At 61.5% G+C, this 11,382-nt stretch carries 12 protein-coding genes and 1 pseudogene; 3 read left to right on the forward strand and 10 right to left on the reverse strand.

Going from position 1 to position 11,382, the window contains the following annotated elements; translation table 11 throughout:
- From AC1D1X_RS06700 to AC1D1X_RS06710, 3 genes and pseudogenes are all read left to right on the forward strand, one after another.
- Positions 1 to 193 (forward strand): annotated as a pseudogene (locus AC1D1X_RS06700) (O-antigen ligase family protein); the annotation flags it as partial.
- On the forward strand, positions 190 to 1,962 hold the full coding sequence (msbA, locus tag AC1D1X_RS06705) for a lipid A export permease/ATP-binding protein MsbA (protein ID WP_477698013.1): 1,773 nt from the start codon (positions 190 to 192) through the stop codon (positions 1,960 to 1,962). The pseudogene AC1D1X_RS06700 and the gene msbA, both read left to right, overlap by 4 nt.
- A gap of 13 nt (positions 1,963 to 1,975) precedes the next feature.
- Positions 1,976 to 2,848 (forward strand): glycosyltransferase family protein, encoded by an 873-nt coding sequence (locus tag AC1D1X_RS06710; RefSeq protein ID WP_477669491.1) that lies wholly within the window; start codon positions 1,976 to 1,978, stop codon positions 2,846 to 2,848.
- A gap of 14 nt (positions 2,849 to 2,862) precedes the next feature.
- On the opposite strand, the gene AC1D1X_RS06715 is transcribed toward AC1D1X_RS06710, so the two are convergent.
- The 10 genes from AC1D1X_RS06715 to AC1D1X_RS06760 form a co-directional block, all read right to left on the reverse strand.
- Positions 2,863 to 4,041, reverse strand: a complete 1,179-nt coding sequence (locus AC1D1X_RS06715; RefSeq protein WP_477698014.1) for a glycosyltransferase family 4 protein — start codon at positions 4,039 to 4,041, stop codon at positions 2,863 to 2,865.
- On the reverse strand, positions 4,038 to 4,793 hold the full coding sequence (locus AC1D1X_RS06720; protein WP_477698015.1) for a polysaccharide deacetylase family protein: 756 nt from the start codon (positions 4,791 to 4,793) through the stop codon (positions 4,038 to 4,040). Before AC1D1X_RS06720 ends, AC1D1X_RS06715 begins: the two co-directional genes overlap by 4 nt.
- A 5-nt stretch (positions 4,794 to 4,798) precedes the next feature.
- Complete coding sequence (gene rng / locus AC1D1X_RS06725; RefSeq protein ID WP_477698016.1) at positions 4,799 to 6,298, reverse strand: ribonuclease G; 1,500 nt, start codon at positions 6,296 to 6,298, stop codon at positions 4,799 to 4,801.
- Positions 6,299 to 6,329: 31 nt separating this feature from the next.
- Positions 6,330 to 6,932, reverse strand: coding sequence for a Maf family protein (locus AC1D1X_RS06730; protein WP_477669488.1), 603 nt, complete (start codon positions 6,930 to 6,932; stop codon positions 6,330 to 6,332).
- An 8-nt stretch (positions 6,933 to 6,940) separates the two neighbouring features.
- The gene (gene rlmH, locus AC1D1X_RS06735; RefSeq protein WP_477659088.1) at positions 6,941 to 7,408 is read right to left on the reverse strand and encodes a 23S rRNA (pseudouridine(1915)-N(3))-methyltransferase RlmH; all 468 of its coding nucleotides are present in this window, start codon (positions 7,406 to 7,408) and stop codon (positions 6,941 to 6,943) included.
- Positions 7,405 to 8,214, reverse strand: coding sequence for a ribosome silencing factor (rsfS, locus tag AC1D1X_RS06740; RefSeq protein WP_477669487.1), 810 nt, complete (start codon positions 8,212 to 8,214; stop codon positions 7,405 to 7,407). The genes rlmH and rsfS overlap by 4 nt, the downstream gene beginning before the upstream one ends.
- A 29-nt stretch (positions 8,215 to 8,243) precedes the next feature.
- Positions 8,244 to 8,873 carry a nicotinate (nicotinamide) nucleotide adenylyltransferase gene (gene nadD, locus AC1D1X_RS06745; RefSeq protein ID WP_477649511.1) on the reverse strand — a complete coding sequence of 210 codons (630 nt, stop codon included), beginning with the start codon at positions 8,871 to 8,873 and terminating at the stop codon, positions 8,244 to 8,246.
- Positions 8,873 to 9,790 (reverse strand): oxygen-dependent coproporphyrinogen oxidase, encoded by a 918-nt coding sequence (hemF, locus tag AC1D1X_RS06750; RefSeq protein WP_477698017.1) that lies wholly within the window; start codon positions 9,788 to 9,790, stop codon positions 8,873 to 8,875. Before hemF ends, nadD begins: the two co-directional genes overlap by 1 nt.
- A 51-nt stretch (positions 9,791 to 9,841) precedes the next feature.
- On the reverse strand, positions 9,842 to 11,143 hold the full coding sequence (purD, locus tag AC1D1X_RS06755; RefSeq protein WP_477669485.1) for a phosphoribosylamine--glycine ligase: 1,302 nt from the start codon (positions 11,141 to 11,143) through the stop codon (positions 9,842 to 9,844).
- Positions 11,140 to 11,382 (reverse strand): hypothetical protein (locus AC1D1X_RS06760; RefSeq protein WP_477698018.1); only part of this gene is annotated, 243 nt, incomplete at its 5' end. The genes purD and AC1D1X_RS06760, both read right to left, overlap by 4 nt.

Genomic DNA, 11,382 nt, shown 5'->3' on the forward strand with positions numbered 1-11,382 from the left:
GGACAAACCATATGCCCGGGCGGTGCAGTCCACTTTGTTGGCACTGGCCGCTTCGTGCTTTTTCAATGCATCCATTTATGACGCGCTGATCGGGGATTTTTTCTGTGTATTGCTCGGTTTGCTGCTGGTTTTAGGGCTCCGCAGCCCGACGCACGAATCTGCTGGTCAATCCAAAAACGAAGCAACAGCATGAGCAGCAGCACAGAAAAAGGCTCCTTGAATTCACMATCAAAGCCGTCCCTGCAGCACAGGATTGCGAGAGTCTGGCCTTATTTCAGCAGCTCACGCGGTGGATGGGCATTAGCCATTGGCGCCACTATCGTGGCTTCGGCAACCGAGCCGTTTGTACCGGCATTACTCAAGCCACTCCTGGACCGGGGATTTCAGCGGGACTCATTCAATCTCTGGCTGGTTCCACTGACATTGATGCTGCTATTCACCCTGCGGGGACTCTCCGGGTTTCTGGCGCAGTACGCCCTGGCCAAGGTCACCAACGAGGGCCTCCAGTCGCTGCGCCGGGCGATGTTCGGCAAACTGCTGAGCTCGCGCCTGTCGCTGTTCGCGGACCAGTCCTCCAGCGCCATCGCCAACACCGTTGTCTACGAGGTGTTCAACGGCTCGTCGATGATGATCAATGCGGTCATGAAGCTGGCGCGCGACGTTCTCACGCTGGTGGCCTTGGTGGCTTACTTGCTCTTCCTGAACTGGAAGCTGATGCTGATCGTCTCCTTGCTGTTCCCAGCCGTCGCGCTGGTGATTCAGCTACTGACGCGCCGCCTTTACCGGCTGACCCGCGAAAGCCAGGTGGCCACGGACAACCTGGCCTATGTCGTCGAAGAGAACGTGCTGGCTCACCGCGACGTGCGGCTGCATGGCGCGCAGGCCGGTCAGGCTTCGCGCTTCGAGGCGCTGAGCAACACGCTGCGGCGGCTGTCCATCAAATCCACCGTCGCCTACGCAGGCATGAGCGCCATCACCCAGGTGCTGGCCGCAGTGGCGCTGTCGGCCGTCATCTCCATCGCCCTGCTCCAGGGCTCGGAAAACACCACCACTGTGGGCGGCTTCGTGGCCTTCGTGACGGCCATGCTGCTGCTGATCGCCCCCATCAAAAGCTTGTCCGACGGTGCCACGCCCATCACGCGCGGGCTGGCGGCGATCGAGCGCGGGCTGGACCTGGTCGACCTCATCGAGGACGAAAGCAGCGGCAGCTTCAGCACGGCCAGGGTCGCCGGCGACATTGAATTTTCAGGCGTCAGCGTTGTCTACAAGCCGGATACGCCGCCGGCGTTGGACGGCATCAGCCTGGCGATACGCGCCGGCGAGACCGTGGCGCTGGTCGGCTCGTCCGGTTCTGGCAAGACCACGCTGGCCAGCCTGCTTCCGCGCTTTGTCGACTACAGCGCCGGCAGCATACTGCTGGACGGCACGGAACTACGAGACTGGGACCTGGCTTCGCTGCGCTCGCAGTTCGCCTTCGTAAGCCAGCACGTCGTCATGTTCAACAACAGCATGGCCTTCAACGTCGCGCTGGGTCAGTCTTTCGACAGTGACAAGATCGTGCGCTGCCTGACCGCCGCCAATCTGGGCCAGTTGCTCGAGGAACTGCCGCAGGGCATAGACACCGTGCTCGGCCACAACGCCATGCAGCTGTCCGGCGGCCAGCGCCAACGGCTGGCGATTGCCCGGGCACTGTACAAGGATGCGCCCGTGCTCATCCTCGACGAAGCCACCTCGGCCCTGGACACCGAGTCGGAAAAAGCCGTACAGGAAGCCATACAGCGGCTGGCCGCGGGCCGCACCTCGCTGATCATCGCCCACCGGCTGTCCACCATCCAGCATGCCGACCGCATCATCATGATGAACGCCGGCCGCATCGTCGAGCAAGGCAGCCATGCTGAGCTGCTCCAGAACAACGGCGCTTATGCCCACCTTTACCGCCTGGGCTTCCAGGGCGCAGCCTAGAAAGTCATTCCCGATGCCAGTCTCCATCAGCGGCTTTACCTTTATTCGCAACGGCGTGGGCCTGGGCTTTCCCTTTGAGGCCTCCATCCGCTCCCTGTTGCCCCTGGTCGATGAATTCGTCGTGGCCGTGGGCAAGGGCGAGGACGACACGCTGGAACGCGTCAAGGCCATCAACGACCCGAAAATCCGAATCATCGAAACACTGTGGAACGAACGCATGGCAGACCGCGGTTTTGTTTATGCGCAGCAAAAAATGATCGCCCAATACTCCTGCACCGGCGATTGGGCGTTCTACCTGGAGGGCGATGAAGTGGTACACGAAGGCGAGCTTGCCGCCATTCGGGCCAGTGTTGAGCGCCATCACTTCAATCCCGCAGTCGAAGCGCTGGTGTTTGACTACCATCACTTTTATGGCTCTCCCGACTGGATTTCCATCAGCCCGGGATGGTACCGTCGCGAATGCCGTTTGATCCGCAATACCATTCGAAGCTATGCACCCGATGGCCAGTATTGGCTGGTCACTACACAGCACAAACGGGGGCGTAACCCCCAGGGCGCACTTGCCGGTGCGCACATTTACCACTACGGCTGGATACGGCGCAACGAGGAAATGCAGAAGAAACTGGATCAGGTCAGCAAGTACTGGGGCGAGGCCTCAGCGGCGCAAATCACCTACAGCCAGTTTGATCGCCGCGCGCTCGCCCCTTTTAAGGGCACGCACCCCCAGGCGGTGCAGGAATGGCTGGCCACTGAGGCTGAACCGGTCCTGAACATCGACCCGGCCTACAAGCCCACGCCCAAGGAAAACAAATACCACTTCATGCGGCAGGTGGAAACGCTGACCGGGCTGGATTTCAGCCGCAAGCATTTCAAACTGGTGGCTTGACCCACCTGACGGCTTCAGGAACCCGCGATCTTTGCCGCCACAGCTGAAAGGTACAGCGCCTCCTGCTGCAGCGCGATTTCACGCCACTGGTAGTGTGCGGCAAAGGCCACGGCGCCGTCCGCCAGCGTTTCCCGCAACGTCGCCTGGGCAAGCAAATCGCCCAACGCCCGCGTCAGTTCRCCCGCATCCCGGGGATCGTCCAGCATCAAGGCATTCACACCCTGGCTCAGCAGGCCGGAAATACCGCAGTAATTCGGCCCGCTGACCACCACCGGCAGGCCGTGGGCCATGGCCTCCAGCACCACCATCGCAAAAGTGTCCTCGAAGGTGGGGTGCACCAGGATATCGGCGGCCTCGTAGGCCGGGCTGACGTCCTTGAGCGCACCCAGGAAAAACACCCGTGCACCGAGTTTGAGTGTTCCGGCAAGTGCGCGGAATTCGGCAATATGCGCAGGGTTACCCACCACCGCCAGCACCACATCGGCTGGCAGCCGCGTCATGGCTTGCAGCAAGGCCTCCAGGCCCTTCTTGCGGTAATCGTTGCCCACAAACAGCAGGCAGGTGCCCTCTGCCGGCAACCCCAGTAGCGCCCTCGCCTGGCGTTTGCGATCAGCGTTCATCGAGCTGGGCAGCGTGATCCCCGGCGTGATCACTGAAATCGCGGCGCTGTTGTCCGGGTAAGCAGCCGCCATGATGGGCCGCAGGCTTTCGGACGTCACCACCACTTRCCGGCCCGGGCGCGGGATATAGCGCGCGCGCTCCAGTGCCAGGTAAGCCAGCAGGCGCGGGCTGGTCACGACCTTGATCCAGCGCAAGAAGCGGCGAAGGCCGCGGCGTCCCCGGAACAGGCTGTGTTTGACCGGCATCACGTGCACCGTCTGCACCTCGCCGTGCCAGGTGTTTTCATGCGAGTGCACCACGTCGAAGCCGTGCCGTGTCGCCCACCAGGTGGCCGTGGCAAACCACAGCTGATTCACCCAGCGCGGCTTGCGCAGCGGGGAAGAGACCTTGTGGTAAGTCACACCGGGCCACTTGTGGTCGATGTCCTGCGCGAACACATGCATCTCGTGCCGGGCCGAGAGCTGCTCGACGAGGGCGATGGAATAGCGCTCTGCGCCGCCGCCGGTGGGCGAGAAGGTTCGGTTGAAGACGGCGACGCGCAGTTTCCTGGAGGAAGAATCAGGCGGGCTCATTTTTTCCGGCGGTCCTCGTAGGCCGTGGCGATCTTGAGCCAGAACACCGGCAAGGTGGTCGAGCGCAGCACCGGCACCCGCGGCAGCTGCAGCAGGTTCATGCCAGCATGGCAGCGGCTGCGCTGCGTGGTGGTGGCGGTGGCAAACCCCAGCTCCCGAACCAGCTCGACGTGCCTGGCCTCGTAGTGGCCGTAGGGATAGCAGAAATGCTCGACCGGCTGGGCCAAGACGGCCTCCAGCCCGGTCTTTCCCAGCACCATCTCCTCGCGGCAGCCCGGCTCGTCGGTTTCCATTAGATTGACATGGCTGTGGGTGTGCGAGCCTATCTCCTGCCCGCCCGCCACCCATTGGCGGATCTCGGCCTCGTCCATCAGCGGGGTCTGCGGGATGCCTATGCCCCCGTCCCAGATATTGGTTTTCCCGAGCAGACCGCTGACTGCATAACAGGTCGACGAAAAGCCCTGCTTCACCAGCACCGGCAGGGCTTGGGTCAGGTTGTTGCGGTAACCGTCGTCAAATGTGATGCCAACCACCTTGCCGCTACGCTCGCCGCGCAGGTAAGGCAGCAGGCCGCTCATCGAAACGCCCGTGTAGCCCAGTCGCTTGAGCCAGGCCATTTGCCGCGCGAAAGCCGCGGGTGCCACATAGAGCCCGCGAAACGGACTGCTGCCCTTGGGCGGAGCCTCGGCAATCTGGTGGTAGACCAGGATGGGAATGGGTTGGCGGTTCTGGCTGAACATTGAAAGAGGCATGAAGGTCACAGCAGCACGATGTCGTATTGTTCCTGAGCCATCGCCGCTTCCGCCTGCAGGGAAATGGGTTTACCGATGAAGTCGCTCAGGCTGGCCAGGTGCTGGCTTTCTTCGTCGAGGAAAAGTTCAATCACCTTGGGCGAAGCCACCACCCTGAATTCGCGCGGGTTGAACTGCCGCGCTTCGCGCAGGATTTCGCGCAGGATGTCGTAGGTCACGCTCCGCGCCGTTTTAACCACGCCTTTGCCCATGCAAGCGGCGCAGGGCTCACAAAGCTGATGGGCCAGCGATTCGCGGGTGCGCTTGCGCGTCATCTCCAGCAGGCCCAGCGCAGAAAAACCGTTGACACTGGTCTTGATACGGTCTCGTGAAAGCTGTTTTTGAAATTCGGTCAGCACCGCATCTCGGTGGTTTTCCTTGATCATGTCGATGAAATCAACGATCACAATGCCGCCAAGATTGCGCAGGCGCAGCTGTCGGGCAATCGCCTGCGATGCCTCCAGGTTGGTCTTGAAAATCGTGTCGTCGAAGTTGCGGGCGCCGACAAATCCGCCGGTATTGACATCGACGGTTGTCAGCGCTTCCGTCTGGTCGATGATCAGGTAACCGCCTGACTTGAGATCGACCCGCCGGCCCAGTGCTTTGGCAATTTCCTCGTCAATGTTGAACAAGTCAAAAATAGGACGTTCGCCGCCGTAGTGCTGCAGCTTCGGTTCGGTTGCCGGCATGAACTCCACAGCAAACGCCTTCAGCTTTTCAAACTGCTCACGTGAATCAATGCGGATGGTCTGCGTTTCCTCTACCACCAGGTCGCGCAGCACGCGTTGCAGCAGATTAAGGTCCTGGTGCAGCACGGAAGCGGGGGGTAAACGCACAGACGCATCCTTGATCCGTCCCCAGGTCTTGCGCAGGTAGGTGATGTCCTCTGCCAGTTCAGCGTCTGTCGCGTCCTCGCCATTGGTTCTCAGTATGAATCCGCCACCCATGTCCGCAGTCAGGGCCTGAACCCGTTGACGAAGCTCTTCGCGTTGCCTGGGGGGTATTTTTTGCGACACACCGATGTGGTTGTCTTGCGGCAAAAACACCAGCAACCGGCCGGCAATGCTGATTTGTGCCGTCAGCCGTGCGCCCTTGGTGCCTATCGGGTCCTTGAGAACCTGCACCATGACGGCCTGCCCTTCGAACAGCTGCTTTTCAATCGGTTGCAGCGACGCCATGGCCGGTGCGATAAGTCCACCGGCGGCCTGTGCGTCGGAGTCGGCATGGCGGCTGTTGATGCTGCTCATGAGGTCTGCCACGTGCAGAAAGGCTGCACGGTCCAGGCCGATGTCGATGAAGGCCGACTGCATGCCGGGCAGCACGCGGGCGACCTTGCCCAGGTACACATTGCCGACCAGGCCGCGTTCCAGGGTGCGTTCAACGTGAAGCTCCTGCACTGCGCCGTGTTCGACCATCGCCACCCGSGTTTCCTGGGGAGACCAGTTGATCAGGATGTCTTGTTGCATGTCTTTTGGAAGATTGAGTTGGCTAGAGGCGCTAGAGACGAATACCCGCGGCCTGCAACAGCCGGGCGGTTTCCCTCAGCGGGAGCCCCATGATGCCACTGTAGGAGCCATCGATGCGGCTGATGTGCATCGCCACCCTGCCCTGCACAGCATATGCGCCGGCTTTACCCATGGGCTCGCCACTGGCCACATAACTGCGGATCTGCGCGGGCGTCAGCGCGTCAAAACTGACACGCGAAGTGCTCAGCGCCTCGAAACGACGGCGCCCGAACTGCACCGCCACCGCGGTCAGCACCCTGTGCGTGCCGTCCGAAAGCTCGCGCAGCATGCGGGCCGCGTCTTTCCCGTCCTCCGGCTTGCCGTAAATCACCCGACCCATGGCCACCGTAGTGTCCGAACAAAGGATGGGCGCCGGCGGCAGCTTGCGCCGCTTCATGCGGGCGATTGCCGCATCGAGCTTGAGGCCGGTGACACGCTGGACGTAGGTAGCGGGTGCCTCGTTTTTAAGCACCGCCTCCAGCGACTCAGCGTCCTCATCGGCGTCCGGCAGCAGCAGTTCGTGACGCACGCCGAGTTGTTCCAGCAATTGCCGTCGCCTCGGGCTTTGCGAGGCCAGGTAGATGAAGTCAGCCATGGACGGGACTATTCGCGATGATAAGGATGGTTAATGGTGATGCTCCAGGCACGGTAAAGCTGCTCAATCAGCAGCACGCGCACCATGGCATGGGGCAAGGTCAGGTCTGAGAGGCGCAGACGCTCATGCGCAGACTGTTTGAAACCGGCGTCCAGCCCGTCGGGCCCGCCGATAACGATGGCGACGTCGTCACCGGAGAGTTGCCAGGCCTTGAGCCGTTCAGCCAGTGCCACAGTAGTGACGGCCGTGCCGCGTTCATCGAGCGCCACGACGCGGGTGCCGCGGGCGATGCTGGCCTCTATGCGCCCGCGCTCAGCCGACAGCAGGTTTTCCAGGGTCTTGGAGGCGCGCGGTTCGGTCTTGACGGCTTTGAGCTCGACTTTCAACTCAGGCGGGAAGCGCTTGGCGTAGTCGTCATAGGCCGTTTGCGCCCAGTCGGGCACTTTCTGGCCGACCGCTACGATCGTGAGCCTCATTTTCTCCGGGACGGAGTTTTCCTGGCGGCGGGTTTGCGGGCTGCCGTTTTAGCGGCGGTTTTCGCTGCTGTTTTCTTCGCCGCCACCTTTTTGGCTACGGGCACTTTGACAATCGGTGTTTTAACCGCAGGCTTTGCCGATGACTTGCCAGGAGCCGCTTTGGCGCCTGCCCGTGCCGGCTTTGCGGCTGGTTCGGTAGCCGGCGTGGCGGCATTGCGCTTGGCGGTCCAGTCATTGGTCTTGCCAACACGGCCCACATAGCTTGAATCGGGGGCAGTCGGCGCCTTTGCAGGTGCTTTGGCCGCCGACTTCGCGGAGGTCTTTGCGCCTGGTTTCGCAGTTTTCGCGCCGGCGCGGGAAACCTTGGGTTTGGCTTCCAGCTCGACATCGGCCTTCGACGCCTTCACCAGCGGCGCGGGCGCGCCCAGCTTGAGTTTGATGGGCTTGTCGCCCCACAGCTCTTCCAGGTGGTAGTACTGACGAATGGTCGGCTGCATGATGTGCGCCACGGCGGCGCCGCAATCGACAATGATCCATTCCCCGTTGTCTTCGCCTTCGATGCGAGGCTTGGCAAAACCTGCGTCCCGCACGGCATCCCGCACGCTGGCGGCCAATGCCTTGGTCTGACGGTTGGAGCTGCCGGAGGCGATGATCACGCGCTCGAACAGTGACGTAATGTGCTCCGTGTCAAACACCTGGATGTCCTGCGCCTTGACGTCTTCCAGACCGTCAATGATGGCACGCTGCAGTTTCTGCACGTCCTTTTTGTCGGCGGCGGCGGAGGTTTTGACGGTGGTGGATGTCATGCAGTGTTTTGCTTCGATAAAGTGGGAAATTAATGGGAACCGTACAGCTGGTGAAGTGAAATATAACGCGCAACGGCTTCAGGGACCAACTGGGTAATTCCCCCTGTCACCGCGGCTCCGGAGGCCATTAACTGGCGAATCTGGGTGGCGCTGACAGGCATCAGGGGAAGATTGAGCAGGACAAAACGGTTGCTGCGGCTTTCGTAGGACTCAAATTGAGCTCCAGCCAGCGTGGATTGTGCGCGATCAGCTATACAAATTATAGCGAGGTCAAGAATGTCCTGCCACCGGTGCCATTGCCTGAAGACGGCAAACTGGTCTGCGCCAATGAACAGGTAAAGCTGGGCGCCCGGATTCTCCTCCTGGAGCGCCAAAAGCGTGTCAATGGTGAAAGTCGGCCCGCTGCGTTCAACCTCGCGCGCATCCACCCGAACGCCAGAAATATCGCCAAAAGCCAGTCTGGCCATGGCCAGCCGGTGAGCCGGCGCGCTCAGGGCGCGTGACTTGTGCCAGGCGTGGCCGGTCGGAACAACGTACAGGGTATCAAGGCCAAACTGCCGGATCGCCTCCTGCACCAGTGCAACGTGCGCACTGTGCGGCGGATCAAACGCACCACCAAACATGCCGATGCGCTTTTGCGCCGGTGACGGCGTTGCCATCAAACCCAGTCCCGTCTCGGCAAAAACTCCGTATACAGGCGCTCTTCAGGGCTGCCCGCCTCTACGCCCCGCTGATAAGACCAGCTCGCCAGCGGCGGCATGGACATCAGGATCGACTCCGTGCGCCCCCCGGACTGCAAACCAAAGTGCGTGCCGCGGTCCCATACAAGGTTGAACTCCACATACCGGCCCCGCCGGTAAAGCTGGAATTCGCGCTCCCGCTCGCCATGCGGTGTGTCCTTGCGCCGTTCAACGATTGGCAAATAGGCCTGCAAAAATGAGTCGGCCACACCCTGCATCAGGGCAAAGCTCCGGTCCAGCCCCAGCTCCTGGAAGTCGTCAAAGAAAACGCCGCCAATTCCGCGCTGCTCCTGCCGGTGCTTCAGGTAAAAGTACTCATCACACCATTGTTTGAACCRGGGGTACTTGTCGTCGCCAAACGGTGCCAGCGCGTCCTTGCAGGTCTGGTGGAAATGCACCGCGTCCTCTTCAAACCCGTAATAAGGCGTCAGGTCCATGCCGCCGCCAAACCAGCAGACGGGCTCGCCCGAGCCTGACACCGGGGTCGCGGCCAGCATGCGCACATTCATGTGGACTGTCGGCACGTAGGGATTACGCGGGTGAAACACCAGCGAAACCCCCAGGGCCTCAAAAGGTGCGCCTGTCAACTCCGGACGGTGCTGCGTCGCCGAAGGCGGCAGCTTGGGGCCCCGCACATGCGAGAACCCACAGCCGGCACGCTCAAACACCTGGCCCTGCTCCAGGATCATGGTGATGCCATTGCCCTGCAGCGTCTCGCCTGGCGCTTTCTGCCAATGGTCCGCCGTGAAGGACTGGCCGTCGATCCCGGAAACGGCGCCGGTGATGCGCTGCTGCAGCGCCAGCAGAAAGTCTCGAACGCCTGGAATATCGGTCATGCTGCAGTGTTACCCGAAGGGCGGAAGAAAAAACGAGCGCGCATTGCGTGATCAGGACTTGACCGCGCGCCAGCCGATGTCTTTGCGGTACTGCGCGCCATCAAATCCGATGTCCTGGGCGACTTCGTAGGCACGTTGCTGCGCGGCTTTCACCGTACTGCCGAGCGCCGTCACGCACAAAACCCGGCCGCCAGCCGTCACCGTCGCGTCGCCCTGCTTGCGAGTTCCGGCATGAAAAACCATCGAATCTTCGGCTGCATCGGTTCCTTTTTGCAGGCCATGAATCACGTCGCCCTTGCGAGGGTTCAGCGGATAGCCGTGCGCGGCCATCACCACGCCCAGGGCCGGCCGGCGGTCCCAGTCCAGCTCGATCTGGTCCAGCGCACCCGAGGTGGCGGCCATCATCACCTCATACAGGTCGGTTTTGAGGCGCATCATGATCGGCTGCGTCTCCGGGTCGCCCATGCGGCAGTTGAACTCCAGTGTTTTCGGCTTGCCTTCCGCATCAATCATCAGGCCGGCATACAAAAATCCGGTGAACGGAATGCCGTCTTTTTCCATGCCCTTGATGGTCGGCAGGATGATCTCGCGCATGGCACGGCCATGCACTTCGGGGGTAACGACTGGGGCCGGTGAATACGCGCCCATGCCGCCGGTGTTGGGACCTTCGTCACCGTCAAGCAAGCGCTTGTGGTCCTGGCTGGTCGCCATGGCGGCCACATTCTTGCCGTCACACATCACGATGAAGCTGGCTTCTTCACCCTGCAAAAATTCTTCAATCACCACGCGCGCGCCACCTTCGTTATGTGCCACGCCAAGCGGGTTGAAGTCGGGGTTCGGTGCCAGCATGAATTCAATGGCCTCGTGCGCCTCGTGCAGCGTCATGGCCACCACCACGCCCTTGCCGGCCGCAAGGCCGTCGGCCTTGACGACGATGGGGGCGCCTTTTTCGTCCACATAGGCATGGGCCGCCGCGGCGTCGGTGAAGGTTTCGTATTCGGCCGTCGGAATACCGTGGCGCTTCATGAAGGCCTTGGAGAATGCCTTGGAGCTTTCCAGCTGCGCCGCCGCCTTGGTCGGGCCAAAAACCCGCAAGCCGTGCGCTCGGAACTCGTCAACGATACCGGCCGCAAGCGGCTGCTCGGGGCCCACCACTGTCAGCGCGATCTTCTCGGTCAGCGCCCATTCGCGCAGCGCCTTCACGTCGGTGATGTCAACATTTTCAAGGCGCGCATCCAGCGCGGTACCGCCGTTGCCGGGCGCAACATACACCGCCTGAACCTTGGGAGACTGCGCCAGTTTCCAGGCCAGCGCGTGCTCACGGCCGCCGCCGCCAATAACAAGAACTTTCACGGGAGGTTCAATCTAAAAAACAGCAAATAGCTGAGGTACACAACAAGAATAAATACGATGCCGAAAATGACCTTGACGGCCACCTTGGCGCGGCGCTGCATATCCAGCGCCTGATCATTGACTTTGCYGGCTTTCACAATGTTGGCACGGGTTTCATCGACCAGCGACTTCTGCACGGCCAGGGATTCCTTCTGCAGGGCGATCGCCTCGCTGCGCAGGCGGTTTCCCTCCTGCAGCAG

The organism is Polaromonas sp. P1_G4 (assembly GCF_056405475.1).

Excerpts from the sequence above, each read along its gene's own strand:
- AC1D1X_RS06710 (WP_477669491.1), top strand. The coding sequence starts at position 1,976 with ATGCCAGTCTCCATCAGCGGCTTTACCTTTATTCGCAACGGCGTGGGC.
- AC1D1X_RS06720 (WP_477698015.1), bottom strand. The coding sequence starts at position 4,793 with ATGCCTCTTTCAATGTTCAGCCAGAACCGCCAACCCATTCCCATCCTG.
- AC1D1X_RS06730 (WP_477669488.1), bottom strand. The coding sequence starts at position 6,932 with ATGGCTGACTTCATCTACCTGGCCTCGCAAAGCCCGAGGCGACGGCAA.
- rlmH (WP_477659088.1), bottom strand. The coding sequence starts at position 7,408 with ATGAGGCTCACGATCGTAGCGGTCGGCCAGAAAGTGCCCGACTGGGCG.
- rsfS (WP_477669487.1), bottom strand. The coding sequence starts at position 8,214 with ATGACATCCACCACCGTCAAAACCTCCGCCGCCGCCGACAAAAAGGAC.
- nadD (WP_477649511.1), bottom strand. The coding sequence starts at position 8,873 with ATGGCAACGCCGTCACCGGCGCAAAAGCGCATCGGCATGTTTGGTGGT.